Below are 18,465 nucleotides of genomic sequence, written 5' to 3'. Positions count from 1 at the left end.
AATTATCCTGACAGAATGATAAGCTTGTCAGAAGACCGTCTTGTATCTCATCAAAGGTAGAGGCAGGGAATTAAAATGAGTGACCTCTCGCAACGGATTGCTGATCTTTCACCAGAAAAACTTAAACTTCTGGTACAACGGCTTAATAATAAAAAAGGGGAAGTCTTGTTGCGATCGCAGCAAATAGTCCCTCAGAGTCGAGAATTAAACTCATTTCCTCTATCTTTTGCCCAGCAGAGGTTGTGGTTCCTCAACCAGTTACAACCTGGGAATAGCGCCTACAACATCTCTCAACCCATGCGTCTTGGAGGATGGCTCAATGTGGCGGCGCTGGAGCAAAGCTTCAAAGAAGTTGTGAAACGTCACGAAGTTTTAAGAACTACATTCACAGTGGTTGATGGACAACCTCTTCAAGTTATTGCTCCGAGTTTGAGGTTTACATTACCAATGGTAGATTTACAAGAACTCCCTCAAAATCAGAGGGAGGCTGAAGTTTTGCGACTGGCGAGTGAAGAAGCTCAACAGCCATTTGACCTAGCCAAAGGCCCTTTGTTGCGAGCTAATCTATTGCAACTGGCGGCAGCAGAATATGCATTATTATTGACAATGCATCATATTGTCGCAGATGGCTGGGCTATAGGTGTGCTGATTAGTGAGATCGCAGATTTGTACAAAGCTTTCTCTGTTGGTAAACCATCACCACTTTCGGAACTATCCATTCAGTATGCAGATTTTGCTGTTTGGCAACGACAGTGGTTACAGGGACAACTAGAAACTCAACTTGCTTACTGGCAGCAGCAACTAGGTGGTATACCTGTTGTGGAACTCCCTAGCGATTCCCCCCGCTCAACTATCCAGACTTTCTCTGGAGCAAGGGAAGCCCTAGTATTACCCAAAACCTTATCTGAGAAGCTCAAGACTCTGAATCAGCGGCAAGGCATCACATTATTTATGGTACTGCTGGCAGCATTTGGGACTTTGCTGCACTGGTACACCGATCAAGAAGATATTGTTGTCGGTACTGATATTGCTAACCGCAATCAAGCCGAGACTAAAGAATTGATCGGGTTCTTTGCTAACCAGTTAGTATTACGTACAAATTTATCGAAAAATCCTACTTTTCTAGAATTATTAGAACGAGTCCGCGAAATGACTCTGGAAGCTTATGCTCATCAAGATTTGCCCTTTGACAAACTAGTAGATGCTCTAAATCCAAAACGGGAATTGAATCGCACACCACTATTTCAAGTCAAACTTGTTTTGGAAAATACCCAAACCCCCTCTTTAGAACTTCCAGGTTTAACTATCAGTTCATTGAAAGTCGAAAACAAAACAGTGCAGTTTGACTTGCTGTTGGAGTTAAACGAGACAGAGCAGGGACTATTTGGGATATGGGAATATAGCACTGACTTATTTGAACAGGACAGCATTGTGCGGTTATCGAAAAATTTTGCAACACTTCTAGCTGAGGTTGCGACACACCCAGAAGCTAAATTGAGCGAGTTAAAAGCAGTTCTCAATCAACTAGACAAGCAACAGCATCTTGCTAAAGAACAAGTTTATCAAAATACTATCCAGCAGAAATTAACTAACGTTAAGCGCAGAGCTAATAGCAGACAATCAACATCAGGAAATACAAATCATGACAAAAATTGAATCTCTAGGTTCTGTGAGACGTAAAGCTGTCAATATATCTCCAGAAGACTTAATAAAAACTGAGTTTCTCCAGCCAGGAAAGAATTTTCCTTTAGTCATCAAGCCTAATGTAAAAGGAGTGGATCTGCAAAACTGGGCAAAGAATAATCGGGAATTTTTGAAAACAGAATTATTACAATATGGAGCAATACTATTTCGAGATTTTAAAGTCAAGTCAATAGAAGAATTTGAGCAAATCATCGCCGCAATTTGTAAAGAAGCGATGGAGTATCGTTATCGGGCATCTCCACGAACTCAAGTTGGTGGAAGGATTTATACCTCAACTGACTATCCTGCCGAGCAAAGTATCTTTCCTCACAATGAACACGCTTACTCTCCTACCTTCCCGTTGAAAATCTTCTTTTTTTGTATGAGTCCAGCAGCGGAGGGAGGAGAAACTCCAATTGGTAGTTGTCGAAAAGTGTTTGAGCGGATTGATCCTACCATACGCGATCGCTTCATTCAAAAGAAAGTCATGTATATGCGTAACTTTGGTGATGGATTTGGTCTTCCTTGGCAAACTGTATTTCAAACAACAGATAAAACTAAGGTAGAGGAGTACTGCCAAAACAATGGTATTGAGGTTGAATGGAAAGAAAATAATCGCTTAAGAACTCGCCAAGTTGGCCCAGCTGTTCTCAAACATCCTCAAACAGGTGAAATGGTCTGGTTCAATCACGCAACTTTTTTCCACGTCTCCACATTGGAATCAACAATCCGCGATTCGTTATTAACAAATTTGCCAGAAGAAGACCTCCCAACTAACACATACTACGGTGATGGTTCTGCAATTGAGCCATCAGTGTTAGCTGAACTGCGAGATGCTTATCAACAACAAATGGTCACTTTCTCCTGGCAGAAAGGAGATATATTGATGCTGGACAATATGTTATCAATACATGCCCGGAAGCCATTTGTTCCTCCCAGAAAAATTTTAGTAGGAATGGCTGAACCTTACACACCCCAAGCATTTAAATAACACCGAGGTAGAAATATGCAAGTAGAAAATATGGAGGGGTTTAGACTTTCACCTCAGCAAGAGCATCTCTGGTTACTACAACAAATTGATCAAAGTTGGGCTTATCGTAGCGATTGTGCAATTTTGATTGAAGGTAATGTTAACATCAGTAATTTAGAATTAGCATTGCAAGATGTTGTCGATCGCCATGAAATTCTTCGCACTAGTTTTACTTGTCTGCCGGGAATGACTATTCCAGTACAGGTAATTACAGATAGCAAAGTAATCTTAGAAAAAACTGACGATCTTAGTAATTTGAACCCTCAACAACAAGAGGCGAGAATTGAAGCATTTTTTAAAGAATTTAGCCAGCAAATTTTTGATTTTGAACAAGGTTTAATTTTACATACATCCCTGGTAAAAATTTCGCCAGAAAAATATTTATTATTTATCAGTTTGCCTGCTCTCTGTGCAGATAGCGTCAGTCTCAATTGTTTATTGCAACAACTAACTATTTCCTACTTAGGAAACTTGGACGAAGAATTATCTGAAGAGCCACTACAGTATGCAGATTTTTCAGAATGGCAAAATCAAATATTGGAAGCAGAGGAAACGCAAATAGGAAGAAAATATTGGCAACAGCAAGACTTCTCTGCTGTTACACATCCCAAGTTACCTTATGAAAAACAGATATCTGAAAATCACAACTTTCAACCAAAATTAGTAAATTCAATTATTGCCCCGGAATTAATAGCTAATATTGAAATATTAGCCGATAAATATAATACTTCTGCTTCTATATTTTATCTAACTTGCTGGGTGGTTCTGTTCCAGAGACTGAGCGGACAATCAGAGATGATCGTTGCTACGGGAGTTGATGGCAGAAAATATGAAGAACTCAAAGGAGCATTAGGACTTTTTGCCAAATATTTACCACTTCATTGTCATTTAGAAGATAAGCTTCGATTCAGCCAAATTTTGCAGCAAATTCATGAATCTGTAGAATCTATCTCCAAATGGCAGGAGTGTTTTACTTGGGAACAAATATTAAAATTAGATACTAAATTAGATAGTTTGCCTTTTTTACCTGTGGGCTTTGATTTTGCTGAAGAAAATACAAAGCATTGTGCAGGGAATCTATCGTTTTGTATTCAGAAGCTTTATAGTTGCACTGAGCGTTTCAACATTAAACTCTCTTGTAGACGCAAGGATGATTTTTTAAGTGCAGAGTTCCATTATGACTCTAACCTATTTTCTGAACATGATATTACCGATTTAGCAGAGCAATTTCACAAGTTATTAGAAAGTGCCACGCATCATCCAGAAGCTGCAATCAGTGAATTAGAAATTATCAGCGATCGCACCCGACATCAACTCCTATTTGAATTCAACCAAACACAGGCTGATTATCCCCAAGACAAGTGTATTCACCACTTATTTGAAGAACAAGTAGAGCGGACACCAAACAATATTGCTATTACATTTTCTGACAAGAAACTTACCTATCGTGAATTAAACGCTCGTGCCAATCAAATGGCTTACTACCTCCAAAGATTAGGAGTTGGCAAAGAGGTATTGGTAGGAATTTGTGTCGAGCGATCGCTCGAAATGATTGTTAGTATTTTGGGCATTCTCAAAGCTGGAGGAGCTTATATTCCACTCGACCCAAATTATCCATCAGAACGTTTAGCCTTCATATTAGAAGATACCAAAACACCAGTATTATTGACTCAACAACGACTACTGGAAAAATCCCCCCTTCTTAAGGGGGGTTGGGGGGATCATCTTGACAACGCCCAAACAATTTGCTTGGATACAGATTGGGAAATTATTGCTCAGGAGAGTCAAGAAAATCCCTCGATAAAAACTCATAGTGAAAATTTAGCTTACGTCATTTACACTTCTGGTTCTACAGGTAAACCCAAAGGAGTGCAGATTGCACATCGCCACTTAGTAAACTCTACAACTGCTCGAATTACTTACTATCAAGAACCTGTTAGCAGCTTCTTATTACTTTCTTCGTTTGCTTTCGATAGTTCTGTGGCTGGTCTTTTTTGGACTCTTTGTTCTGGAGGAATTCTTTGTCTTCCTCAAGAAGGGTTGCAATTGGACATCCCAAAACTATTAGAGTTAATCGTCCAAAATCATGTCTCCCATCTATTAAGTCTTCCATCTCTGTATACTATTTTATTGCAAGAGGCAAAACCAGAACAATTAACATCACTTCGCACCGTCATTGTTGCTGGTGAATCTTGTCCAGCAGAATTAGTACAACATCATCACCAATTGCCATCAAAACCATCTTTATTTAATGAGTATGGGCCAACGGAAGGCACAGTTTGGAGCAGTGTATATCATTGTCACTCTCAACAAACCAAAGGGCAAGTATCGATTGGTCAACCCATTGCTAATACGCAAATTTATCTACTTAACTCTCATTTACAACCTGTTCCTGTTGGCGTTATCGGAGAAGTTTATATCAGTGGTGATGGTTTAGCTAGAGGCTATCTCAACCAAGCTGCCTTAACTAGTGAAAAGTTCATTCCTAACCCATTTAGCGATCGCCCCGGGATGCGCCTATACAAAACGGGAGATTTAGCTCGTTATCTGAGCGACGGAAACATTGAATTTCTGGGAAGGCTTGACCAGCAGGTTAAAATCCGGGGTTATCGTATTGAACTGGGAGAGATTGAGGCGGTACTAAGTCAACATCCAGAGGTGCGGGAGGTTGTAGTTATAGCCCAAAAGGACGAAGTTCAGGATATGCGCCTCGTGGCATATCTGGTTGCTAACCAGCAGCCAGTTTCTCTCATTAGTGAACTTCGCCGCTATTTGTTGGATCATCTACCTGAATATATGATCCCGTCAGCCTTTGTTCTCCTCAAGGAAATGCCACTGTTACCTAACGGCAAGGTAGATCGTCGAGTGCTACCCGATCAGCCACAGCTGAATCTGGAAGAAAACTTTGTGGCTCCTGAGACTGAACTTGAGCAAACTATTGCTATAATTTGGCAAGAAGCACTCCACGTCGAGAAAGTAGGTATTCATCACAATTTCTTCGATCTCGGCGGTCATTCATTGCTGATGGTTCAGATACACAGCAAACTGTATCAAACTCTGAATAAAGATATATCAATTGTTGAAATGTTTCAATATCCAACTATTAGTGCGTTGGCGAAACATTTAAGTCAACAGTTAACAGAAAAGCCTGATTTGCAACCAAGCGATGATTTAGTTAAGACTCGTAGAGAATCAAGGAAACAACAAAGACAACTCCGACAAAAACATCAAGAAACAAGCCAGTAGGAGGAGGCTACGATGAATCAACCAAATGCATTTGATAGCCTCGATGAAATTGCGATCGTTGGCATGGCTGGTCGTTTTCCTAAAGCTAAAAATATTGAACAGTTTTGGCAAAATCTCCGAGATGGTGTCGAGTCAATTTCTTTTTTCAGTGATGAAGAATTGTTGTCTTCTGGCATTGATCCAGCGACGCTGAGTCAACCTCAGTATGTAAAAGCAGGATCTGTATTAGAAGATATTGAGTTCTTTGACGCTGCATTTTTTGATTTTTCTGCGAAAGAAGCCCAAATCACTGATCCACAACAGCGTTTATTCCTGGAGTGTGCTTGGGAAGCTCTGGAAGGCGCTGGCTACGATTCTGAAATATATGCAGGTCGGATTGGTGTTTACGCTGGTGTCAGTTTAAATACTTATTTTTTATCAAAACTTTATACACAACCAAAAATAATAGAATCAGTCGGTAGTTACCGAATGTCCATTGGAAATAGTCCAGATTTTCTGCCTACACATATCTCATATAAATTAAATTTCAAGGGGCCAAGCATTAACGTCCAAACTGCCTGCTCAACTTCGTTAGTTGCCGTTCATTTAGCTTGCCAAAGCTTACTGAATGGCGAAAGTGACATCGCTTTGGCAGGTGGTGTTTCAATCCAAGTGCCACACAAAACTGGTTATCGCTATCAGCAAGGGGGAATCATGTCTCCCGATGGACACTGCCGTGCTTTTGATGCCAAAGCCCAAGGAACTATTAGCGGTAACGGTGTGGGTATTGTAGTTCTCAAGCGGTTAGAAGATGCTTTAGCTGATAAAGATTGTATTCATGCTGTGATTAAAGGTTCAGCTATTAACAATGATGGGTCTTTGAAAGTTGGTTTTACGGCTCCTAGTGTAGATGGGCAAGCAAAAGTAATTGCTGAGGCCCTGGCAATGGCTAGGGTTGAATCTGAGACGATTAGCTATGTAGAGACTCATGGCACCGGTACAGTTTTAGGCGATCCCATTGAAATCGCCGCGCTGACACAAGCTTTTCGCCCCACAGATCAAAAGAACTTTTGTGCGATCGCTTCAGTAAAAACCAATATCGGACACTTAGATGCTGCGGCTGGTGTTGCTGGTTTAATCAAGACTGTTCTCGCACTCAAACACCAGCAGATACCACCTAGCTTACACTTTCAGCAACCCAATCCCCAGATTGATTTTGCTAATAGCCCCTTTTATGTTAACCACAAGCTTTCAGAATGGAAATCAAACGGTACTCCTCGCCGTGCGGGGGTTAGTTCCTTTGGGATTGGCGGTACTAATGCTCATGTGATTGTTGAAGAAGCCCCGATGGGAGGGCAGGGGGGGCAGGGGGAGCAAGGGGGGCAGGGGAGGAAATATCAACTGTTGGTTGTTTCTGCGAAGACTAGTTCCGCGTTAGATACTGCCACAACTAATCTAGTTCAATATTTAAAGCAGCACCCTAATATTAACTTAGCCGATGTTGCTTATACTCTCGGGGTAGGTCGAAGGGGTTTTAGCGATCGCCGAATATTAGTTTGTCAAAACCTTAACGATGCAGTCACAGTCTTAGAAACGCCTGTTTCGGAACGAATTTTCACCAAATTCACCGAACCATCTGGGCAACAAATTGCATTTATGTTCCCCGGACAGGGTGCCCAGTATGTAGACATGGGTAGAGAATTATACGAGACTGAGACAATTTTCCGCAAACAGGTTGATTATTGTTGTGAATTTCTCAAATCTTATCTGAAGTTAGACCTGCGGACATTATTGTATCCGCATCAGCAAACGGAAGCGGCAACACAACAACTACAACAAACTCATATTACCCAAAGCGCAGTATTTGTAGTTGAGTACGCCTTGGCTCAGTTGTGGATGGCTTGGGGTATACGTCCTTGGGCAATGATTGGTCACAGCATTGGAGAATATGTCGCAGCCTGTATTGCTGGTGTGTTCTCCTTAGAAGACGCATTGGTACTCGTAGCCAACCGAGGACAACTGATGCAGCAGCTGCCATCGGGAACAATGATCGCTGTTTCACTACCAGAGCAAAAAATCCAACCCATGCTAGGGGAAAAACTCTCTCTAGCTGCAATCAACGCCCCAGGTATGTGTGTAGTTTCTGGATTGGAAGAAGCGGTTAATGACTTACAAAACCGATTAACAGAGCAAGGTGTAGACTATCGCCGTCTGCATACTTCCCATGCTTTTCATTCCCCAATGATGGACTCGATTCTGTTGCCATTCCAGGAACAGGTTAGCAAAATTAGCCTTAATTCTCCAAAAATTCCTTTTGTGTCTAACGTCACCGGCACTTGGATAACCCCAGCACAAGCAACAGACCCGAAATACTGGGCAAAACATTTACGCCAAACAGTGCGCTTTAGCGAGGGAATTGCCGAATTGCTGCAACAGCCAAAGCGAATTCTTTTAGAGGTTGGCCCAGGACGGACATTAAGTACCTTAGCTAACAAGCAAAAAGCAGTCCAGCAGGTAGTTCTTTCTTCAGTAAGACATCCACAGCAGCAACAATCAGATGTGGCGTTTTTGCTAAATACATTGGGTAGACTCTGGCTGGAGGGAATAAATGTGGATTGGTCAGAATTTTATGCTCATGAAGAACGTCATCGTATTCCCTTGCCAACATATCCTTTTGAGCGAAAAAGATACTGGATTGAGCCTATCTTAGCTAATGATGACAATCCATCGCCTAAAAAGGAGATTCCTGTGTCTCAACCAGAAGGTGTCATAATCAACTCAATCAAAGCTCCAAATACGCAAATAGTCAACCAAAAAGACGAAAAACCTATAGCAAATACAGCCATTGAACAGATCATTTCACAGCATCTTCAGGTTATGTCTAAACTGGTAGACTTATTACCAAAGGGAAGTTTGCCCAGAGAAGTTTTGCCTTCATTGGAAGCTATCCAACCTCTTCATCCAGATGGGCAAATTGCTCAAACATCAATTAATGGCTCTGCGTTGAGTGTAAATCAGTCTACATCTACTAAGGCAGACTCTGAGCAACAAATCAAAGACCGAAAAATTGCTCCTACACCCAAAGTTGCTTCCCAACAAATCGAGAAAGAATCGATGATGTTGAGTCCCCGCCAGCAGAAACATCTGGATGCTTTAATTGCACGTTTTGTCAAGCGTACCCAAGAATCCAAAAGACTCACCCAAGCTTATCGTTCTTGCCATGCCAATAGCAGGGCAGTATCAGGGTTCTTTCCCTTTATTAAGGAGATGATATATCCAATCCATGCAGAGCGTGGAGAGGGTGCTAGACTCTGGGATGTCGATGGCAACGAATATGTAGACATTTCAATGGGGTTTGGTACGCTTTTATTTGGTCATTCGCCATCTTTTGCGATCGCAGCCATCCAAGAGCAGAGCAAGCAAGGTATACTACATGGGCCACAATCGCGTCTTGCAGGTCAATTAGCTGAGTTAATTTGCGAGTTAACGAGTGCAGAACGGACAGCTTTTTGTAACGATGGCACAGAAGCAGTGATGGGGGCTGTACGCATAGCACGTTCTGTTACAGGACGCTCAAAAATTGCTTTATTTGCTGGTTCTTATCACGGCGGTTCTGACGGAGTTCTGGTCAAAGGAGTAACAACCAACGACGGAACGCTGCATTCTGTCCCGATGACTTCAGGTATTCCATCATACTTGGCTGAGGATGTGATGGTGCTGGAGTATGGTACTCCCGAATCTCTGAATATTCTTAAAGACCATGCTCATAACTTAGCAGCAATTTTAGTTGAGCCGATACAAAGCAGTCGCCCAGATTTGCAGCCCAAAGAGTTTCTATTTCAGCTAAGACAATTAACTCAAGAAACTGGAACTGTTTTAATTTTCGATGAGGTAGTTACTGGCTTTCGGATGCATCCCGGCGGCATTCAGGCTTTATGGGGTATTCAAGCAGATATCACAACTTATGGTAAAGCTGTTGCTGCTGGCATCCCTATTGGGGTGGTGGCTGGTAAAGCTGTTTTCATGGATGCATTAGACGGAGGTATGTGGAACTATGGAGATGAGTCTTACCCCCAAGTGAAAACAACTTTTTTCGCTGGTACTTTTTTCAAGCATCCTCTCGTTATGGCTGTCGCCTGGGCTGTACTCAATCACATCAAGAACAGTGGTTCTAAACTTCAAGAGGAGTTAAATCAACGGACAACACAATTAGTTGAGATTCTTAATAGTTACTTTGAACAAGAACAAGTACCAATTCAAGTAGTTAATTTTGGCTCTCTCTTCCGTTTTTATTGCCAGACTCAACTTAGTAACTTGCTTTTCTACCACTTGCTCGAAAAAGGGATTTATGTCTGGGAAGGACGTACCCTTTATTTATCTACAGCTCATACTGATGAAGACATTGAGCAGGTGATTTGGGCAGTCAAGGAAAGCGTAGTTGAAATGCAAGCAGGGGGATTTTTTCCATCTGAACAGATTTCCACAAATGGCGGACAGTTGATGAGCAATCAAACTGCTTCATCCTTTAACTTAGCTACTAAGTCCCTTGCGGTTACTGCAAATGCAAATGCTGATGAGTTGTTTGAAACCTTGCTTGAGCAAATGCCTGACGCTTTGGGAAATACTTATGCCGCTTCCCGTAAAAAGGTTGAGCAAGCTATTGGTAACATTTGGCAAGAACTTTTTGGTTTTAACAAAGTGAACATTCACGATAACTTCTTTGAGTTAGGTGGTGATTCTTTAACAGCCCTTCAAGCTATTTCTTTGTTAAACAAAAAACTAGAGATTGAAATTCCTATAGAAAGCATTTATGAAGCACCAACTATTAACTCTCTTGCGAATATTATTTGCCCTGAACAGAATGAAATGCTTTCTGCTAAACAAAGTATTTCTCGTGGTCAAAGACGAAGAAATAAAATAATCCACCGCTAGTAATAAAGCAATTAATAAATTAACGGAGTTCAACAGCTTATGTCTTCAGAAAATCGCTTTTCAGATTATGATGCAATTGAGCGTATTTACCTCCCTGCTCGTAAAGAACTATACGAAATTTATCTGGAGGAGTTAGAGAAATTGATTCTACAACACCTCCCGAAAGGAGCGCACATTTTTGACTTTTGTTGTGGTAGAGGTGAACTAGCACAACTGCTGATCAAAAAAGGATATCAAGTAACTGGACTTGATGGCTCAGAGGTAATGCTACGCTGTGCTCGTGAGAATGCACCTAGCGCTGAATTTATCCTAGATGACGCTCGCTACTTCAAATTACCACCCACTTTTCATGCTGTTGTTTTTATAGGCAACTCCTTAAACGATATTATAAGTATTGAGGAACTGGAAAGCGTTTTTCGCAACTTGTATGTAGCACTGTTAAGAAACGGTTTATTTGTATTTGAATTGAAGTTGGAAGAATACTATACATCAAGTATGAGTGTTCCTACTAGTAGAGGTGATGTTGAAAATGATTTTGCTTGGATTGAGCGTTATACATACGATCCACAAAAAAAAGTAGCTCAAGAAAACTTTACTAAATTCCAATTAATCAAGGAGGAATGGCATCGTTCAGACGTGACCTTTCTATCGAAAGCTTATTCTCAAACAGAAGTTCAGTCTGTTTTAGAAAAGGTAGGCTTTACAGAAATTAGTATTTATGACGAAGAACGTGATTTAGGAGTAGACAGATCTCCTGGAATAGCTTGCTTTGTTTGTCGTAAACCCTAATTGATTTTTACAGACATATCTGTAAATGGAGATAGGAAAGAAGAGGGTTTGAGTCTACTTCATCTTTCTTGACATAGTTATGTTTATTTGCGCCTTTCTACTTAGGTTTTAACAATTGATTTATCAAATGTATAGGTTAATTCGCGGGTAAGCAGGTTAGCACAATAAAACCAAACTATGTAAAAAAACTCTAAGAAAAGCTTTTCGTACCAGTACATTGCTCTTAAGAGTAAAAACGAATAAACAAAATAATTCACCACTAGCATTATTGAGAAAATAATTAACAATTTAACGGAGTTCAACAACTTATGTATTTAGAAAATCGCTTTTCCAATTATGATACAATTGAACATGTGTACAGATCCTACAGCGAAAAAGCGTACGAAACTTATCTGACGAAGTTAGAAGAATTGATTTTACAATACCTTCCTAAAGGAGCGCACATTTTTGACCTTTGTTGTGGAAGAGGAGAACTAGTACAATTACTTCTCAAAAAAGGTTATCAAGTAACTGGACTTGATGGCTCAGAGGTAATGCTGCGGTATGCTCGTGAGAATGCACTTGGTGCTAAATTTATCTTGGATGACGCACGCTACTTTAAATTGTCACCTACTTTCCATGCAGCTGTGTCGATAGGTGATTCTCTCAGCTATGTCATAAGTATTGAGGAATTGAAAAATGTCTTTCACAATGTGTATGCATCACTACTAGAGAACGGATTCTTTGCATTTGAATTGGAATCAGAAGAATGTCACCAGTCATTTATTAACACAAATTATCTTGGTGATGTTAAAGATGACTTTGCTTACATTGAGCGTTTGCTCTATGACACAAAAGAAAAATTGATTCGAGAAAGTTATACTCAATTTCAAATGATTAACGGAGCATGGCAGCGTTCAGACTTAACTTTGCAAAGAAAGGCTTACTCCTCAACGGAAATCGAAGTAGCCTTAGAAAGCGTAGGTTTTACGGAAGTTAGAAGTTATGATGAAGAACATGATTTAGGAGTAGATGGAGCTGCTGGAAGAAATTTCTTTGTGTGTCGTAAAACTCTAAGTATATAGAGAAAAAACGACACAGTTATGAAACACTATACTATCAAGTGCATTGTTTCTCTATTTTGTAACCCAATGAAACTATAGCAATCCTATTTGATTTACAAACTACTCGTAGAGGCAGGGAACAGATTTGTTTAGATATCATTTAGGATTGCTATATAACAATCCTAAATGATTTATGAAATAAGAAAATTGCATATGATGAATAAATTAAACAATTTTCATCAAGTAGATGAAGCCGACATAGCTGTTATCGGTCTATCTGGGCGGTTTCCCAGAGCGAGGAATATTGAAGAATTTTGGCAGAATCTGCGAGACGGAGTAGAATCAATTTCATTTTTTTCTGCTCAAGAATTAGAGTCTGCGGGTATAGACTCTGCTACGCTTAGTGACCCCAACTATGTAAAAGCAGCAGTTCCACTAGAACATATAGATTTGTTTGACGCGTCATTCTTCGGCTATAACCCTAGAGATGCTGAAATTATGGATCCCCAACACCGCATTTTTTTGGAGTGTGCGTATGTTGCACTTGAAAATGCTGGTTATGATCCTCAAAGATACTCTGGTTCAATAGGAGTTTACGCTGGTTCAACTATAAGTAACTATTTGTTCAATCTTTATTCAAACCCCAACATTAGAGAGTTGGCAAGCGATGTGGAAATTAGTCTGGGAAATCATCCCGATTATCTTCCCATGCGCGTCTCTTTTAAATTAAATTTAACTGGCCCAAGTTATGCAGTCCAAACTTCCTGTTCTACTTCTTTAGTTGCCGTCCATGTTGCCTGCCAAAGCTTGCTTAATTACGAATGTGATCTGGCCTTGGCGGGTGGCATTTCGATATTGGATATGCAGCCAAAAGGTGGCTATCTCTATCAAGAAAATGGGGTTTTGTCTCCTGATGGACACTGCCGCGCCTTTGATGCTAAAGCAAAGGGAACTATTTTCGGTAGTGGTGTCGGAATTGTGGTTCTCAAGAGGTTAAAAGATGCTCTTGCTGATGGCGATCGCATTCATGCAATAATTAAAGGCTCTGCTGTCAATAATGACGGTTCTTTGAAAGCTGGATTCACAGCTCCGAGCGTCGAAGGTCAAACGGAGGTGATTGCAGAAGCCATAGCCGCTGCTGGGGTAGAAGCCGAGACTATCACTTACCTAGAAGCACACGGGACAGGAACACCATTAGGCGATCCGATAGAAATTAAAGCTCTGACAAAAGCTTTTCGTACCAGTACACTCAAGCGTGGTTTCTGTGCTATTGGTTCAGTCAAAACCAATGTTGGGCATTTGGATGCAGCTGCTGGGATCGCGGGCTTAATTAAGACGATTCTGGCTCTCAAACATAAACAAATACCACCTAGCTTACATTGTGAGCAGCCCAATCCCCAGATCGACTTTGCCAACAGTCCCTTTTATGTTAATACCACACTGGCGGAATGGAAATCGGACAGAATTCCTCGCCGGGCTGGAATTACTTCTCTTGGTTTTGGTGGAACCAATGCTCATGTGATTGTAGAAGAGGCCCCGGTGGGAGAGCAGGGGGAGCAGGGGGAGCAGGGGGGGCAGGGGAGGAAATATCAGTTGTTGGTTCTTTCTGCGAAAACGGAGTCTGCTTTAGAAACCGCCACAGTAAATCTGACAAATCATCTCAAGCAGCATCTCGATATCAACCTGGCTGATGTGGCTTACACTCTCCAAGTTGGTCGTCAGACTTTTAACCATCGCCGGATACTGGTGTGTGATGATCTTGATGATGCAGTTGAGGCACTGCATACTCTGGAAGCTCAACGAGTTTTTACCCACTACCAACAGCCCTGTAATCGACCCACTGTATTTATGTTTCCTGGACAGGGAGCGCAGTATGTGAATATGGGTCGGGAGTTGTACTACAGCGAACCCAAATTTACTGAGGAAGTCGATCGCTGCTCTTTGATACTAAAATCTCACTTAGGGCTGGATTTACGAGATATTCTCTATCCCAGTGAAGCCCAAACCCAAATAGCTACAGAGCAATTAAAACAAACTTCTATTACCCAAAGTGCGCTATTTGTCATTGAGTACGCTTTGTCCAAATTGTGGATGTCTTGGGGTGTGCTACCAGAAGCGATGATTGGTCACAGCATTGGGGAATATGTGGCAGCAACTCTTTCCGGGGTTTTCTCCCTCAAAGATGCTTTAGCGCTGGTAGCTGCTAGAGGACGACTGATGCAGCAAGTTCCAACAGGTGCTATGCTCTCTGTGCAACTTTCCGAACAACAGGTGCAACCCCTGCTGCCAAAAGAGCTTTCTCTTGCGGGAATCAATAGTCCTTCATTATGTGTTGTTTCTGGTTCGACAGATGCGATCGATAAATTGCAGCAGCAACTGCTGGAGAAAGACATAGGCTGTCGAAAGTTGCATACATCCCATGCCTTTCATTCTCAGATGATGGATTCCATCATTGAGCCATTTACAAAGTTATTACAAAAAGTCAAGCGAAATCCTCCCCAAATTCCATTTATCTCTAACGTAAGTGGCACTTGGATTACCACAGCACAGGCAACAGACCCTAATTATTGGGCAAAGCATCTACGGCAAACTGTGCGCTTTGGCGAAGGGATGACTGAATTACTTAAACAATCAGAGCGAATCTTGCTAGAGGTTGGCCCAGGACGGACATTGAGTACCTTCGCCAAACAGCATGATAATTTGGAACTTGTGGTGCTGACTTCAATCCGTCATCCCCAGCAGCAACAGTCAGATGTAGCATTTCTACTCAATACTTTAGGTCGTCTCTGGCTTTTTGGAGTTCAAGTAAACTGGTCTAGCTTTTACGCGAACGAACAGCGTCATCGCATCCCTCTTCCAACATATCCATTTGAGCGTCAGCGTTACTGGATTTCGCCACAAGCACAGCCACGCGATGTCCGCGCTACGGAAGTGTCATTGAGTAAAAAACTGGATATTGCTGACTGGTTTTACCTACCTTTTTGGAAGCAATCTACACCTCCAGGGCTGCTCGGTACAGGAGACTTAGGAGAGCAAAAGTCTTGCACGCTTGTGTTTATTGATGAGTGCGGCTTGGGTTCTCAAATGGTAAAACGACTCGAACAGCAGGGACAAGATGCGATCGCAATCCAGATCGGGTCAGAATTCTCCAAACTAAGCGATCGCCTATATACCCTCAATCCTCGACAAAGTAATGATTACGATGCCTTGCTCAATGAACTTCTAGCACAAAACAAGATCCCTAAGACAATTATTCATTTATGGAGTGTCACACCAGACTACCGCCCAGAATCAGAACTTGAATGGTTTGATAGCGCTCAATATTTGGGATTCTACAGCCTATTGTTTCTCACTCAGGCACTTGGAAAACAGAATTGGACTGATAAGTTTCAAATCACAGTTGTCTCGAATAATATACAGTCAGTCACAGCAGAAGAAATGCTGTGTCCAGAGAAAGCGACTATACTTGGGCCTGTTAAAGTCATTCCTCAAGAATACTCAAACATCAGCTGTCGTAGCATTGATGTTGCTGTTCCAAAGCAAGGAAGTTGGCAAGAGGAGAAACTTGTAGATTATTTGCTGGACGAGCTACAAACTAAATCCTCAGAGTTGGTTATAGCCTACCGTGGTCTGAATCGTTGGGTGCAAACTTTTGAGCCAGTACGATTGCCAGAAGCTAAGGGAAAAACATCAAGATTACGCAACGGCGGAGTCTACTTAATTACTGAGGGTCTGGGAAATATTGGACTGATACTAGCAGAGTCTCTAGCTCAGACAGTGCAGGCAAAACTGGTGTTGATTGGACAGAAGAATCTTCCAGAAAAAGCTGAGTGGTTCGGGTGGCTGAAAACTCATGATGATCGGGATGAGGTGAGCTGCAAAATCAGGAAATTGCAGGCATTAGAGAAGTTAGGAGCCGAGGTTTTAGTTTTGAGTGCAGATGTGACCAACTTTGAACAGATGCTCATAGCGATCGCCTCTATCACGGAGTATTTTGGCGACATACATGGTGTTATTTACGCACCAGAGATTCTGGACGACAACTCACAAAAATCTGTTCAAGAAACTTCTCAACCTAATTGCCAGTATCAATTTAAATCAAAAGCTAATGGACTATTCGTACTAGAAAAAGTTTTGCAGGGGAGACAACTTGATTTTTATTTGTTGATATCTTCTTTATCATCTATTTTGGGAGGATTAAGATATATCGCTTATTCAGCAGCGAACATTTTTATGGATATTTTTGCTCTAAAACAAAATCAAACAAATTCCATCCCCTGGATTAGTGTTAATTGCGAACGCTGGCAACTTGAAGAAGAAAAAAATACAGCCAGTAGAACAACACTAGCTGAATTGTTTATCACACCAGAAGAAGGTATAAAAGCTTTTCAACGTATTTTAACAAGTGATAAAATAACTCAAGTTGTTCTCTCCACAGGAGATTTACAAGCTAGGTTTGACCAATGGCTGAACTTAGAATCTTTAGGTGATGTTGAGCAGACCTCTTTTGCTGGGGACATAAAAGAGAAATTAGCTTCAACAAGTCTTGCCAGAATACTCCATCCCCGCCCCAATCTGGGAAATGATTATGTAGCTCCTCGCACTCATATTGAAAAAACCCTTGCTAATATCTGGCAAGAAATTCTTTCTATTGAGCGCTTAGGCATAAACGATGACTTTTTTGAGCTTGGGGGACACTCGCTTTTAGCTGTACACCTAATAGCAAAAATTAATAAACAATTTGGTAAAAATATCCAATTATCTGCCATTTTCCAGAGTCCAACTATCAAACAGTTAGCGAATATTCTACACGAGCAGGCTAATTACCAAACCTCGTCTCCTTTAGTCGCAATTCAACCTCAGGGTTCCAAGCCACCTCTGTTTTTTGTGCATCCAGTAGGTGGAAATATTCTCTGCTACTACGAATTGTCACTTCATTTGGGTTCAGATCAACCATTCTACGGACTGCAAGCACTAGGTTTGAATGGGGAATGTGAACCTTATACCCGCATAGAAGATATGGCAGCTAAGTATATTGAAGCACTACGCGAGATTCAGCCGCATGGCCCATATTTTCTTGGAGGTTGGTCTATGGGCGGTATTGTCGCTTTTGAAATGGCAACTCAGTTACTAAGAAAAGGCGATCGCGTTGACATGCTTGCTATGCTAGACAGCCCAGCACCAGTTAATAGCGAACAAATTGCAGAGATTGATGACTACAACGATGTCAAAATATTAGTCGATTTTGCCACAGATATGGCACAGTCTGCTAGAAAAAACCTATCGGGTTCAGTTGAGCAACTTCAAGGACTGACGCAAGACCAACAATTGAACTATTTTTTAGAACAGGCAAGGATAGTTAACCTCGTACCTTTGGATTTTGAACTAGAACAGCTTCGTTGTCTTCTGAATGTTTTTAAGAGTAACGTACTAGCTCTACAGAGTTATGTGCCAGAAGTTTATCCAAACAAAATTATATACTTTCAAGCTAGTGATGAAGTATCTAATGAATTTTCTAATCCAAGTTTAATTTGGGCTGGACTTTCAGGCAAGCCGATAGAGATAATTCCTATCCCTAGCAATCATTACACAATCATTACTAAGCCTCATATCCAGACTATTTTAGAGTATTTGAATATTTTTATCAATCAGAAAACAAGGAAACAGAATGAGGATTAGTAAAGAATATAAATAATATTTTTTTAGATTCGATATTTTTTATTTTTAGTCTAGAAGTAATATTTTCTTAGCAAAATGAATAGA

7 protein-coding genes are annotated in these 18,465 nt (G+C 41.1%); all 7 read left to right on the top strand.

Annotated features, from left to right (window positions below; all coding sequences use genetic code 11):
- Positions 1–75: 75 nt before the first annotated feature.
- The 7 genes from RMY63_RS02335 to RMY63_RS02305 all read left to right on the top strand — a co-directional run bounded on the left by RMY63_RS02335 (position 76) and on the right by RMY63_RS02305 (position 18,381).
- Entirely contained in the window at positions 76–1,656 is a 1,581-nt protein-coding gene (locus RMY63_RS02335) for a condensation domain-containing protein (RefSeq protein WP_322727147.1), read from the top strand.
- Positions 1,643–2,674: a TauD/TfdA family dioxygenase gene (locus RMY63_RS02330; RefSeq protein WP_322727146.1), complete on the top strand. Its 1,032-nt coding sequence runs from the start codon at positions 1,643–1,645 to the stop codon at positions 2,672–2,674. The genes RMY63_RS02335 and RMY63_RS02330 overlap by 14 nt, the downstream gene beginning before the upstream one ends.
- Before the next feature lie 15 nt (positions 2,675–2,689).
- Positions 2,690–5,959, top strand: a complete 3,270-nt coding sequence (locus RMY63_RS02325) for an amino acid adenylation domain-containing protein (protein ID WP_322727145.1) — start codon at positions 2,690–2,692, stop codon at positions 5,957–5,959.
- Positions 5,960–5,971: 12 nt separating this feature from the next.
- The gene (locus RMY63_RS02320; protein ID WP_322727144.1) at positions 5,972–10,870 is read left to right on the top strand and encodes an aminotransferase class III-fold pyridoxal phosphate-dependent enzyme; all 4,899 of its coding nucleotides are present in this window, start codon (positions 5,972–5,974) and stop codon (positions 10,868–10,870) included.
- A gap of 39 nt (positions 10,871–10,909) precedes the next feature.
- Positions 10,910–11,659 carry a class I SAM-dependent methyltransferase gene (locus RMY63_RS02315; RefSeq protein ID WP_322727143.1) on the top strand — a complete coding sequence of 250 codons (750 nt, stop codon included), beginning with the start codon at positions 10,910–10,912 and terminating at the stop codon, positions 11,657–11,659.
- A 308-nt stretch (positions 11,660–11,967) separates the two neighbouring features.
- Complete coding sequence (locus RMY63_RS02310; RefSeq protein ID WP_322727142.1) at positions 11,968–12,723, top strand: class I SAM-dependent methyltransferase; 756 nt, start codon at positions 11,968–11,970, stop codon at positions 12,721–12,723.
- 195 nt (positions 12,724–12,918) lie between these two features.
- Positions 12,919–18,381 carry a beta-ketoacyl synthase N-terminal-like domain-containing protein gene (locus RMY63_RS02305; RefSeq protein ID WP_416212481.1) on the top strand — a complete coding sequence of 1,821 codons (5,463 nt, stop codon included), beginning with the start codon at positions 12,919–12,921 and terminating at the stop codon, positions 18,379–18,381.
- Positions 18,382–18,465 lie beyond the last annotated feature (84 nt).

It is taken from the genome of Nostoc sp. ChiQUE01b (assembly GCF_034531255.1).
Classification (GTDB): Bacteria; Cyanobacteriota; Cyanobacteriia; order Cyanobacteriales; family Nostocaceae; genus Nostoc.
This window is presented reverse-complemented; position numbering and strand designations above follow the sequence as displayed.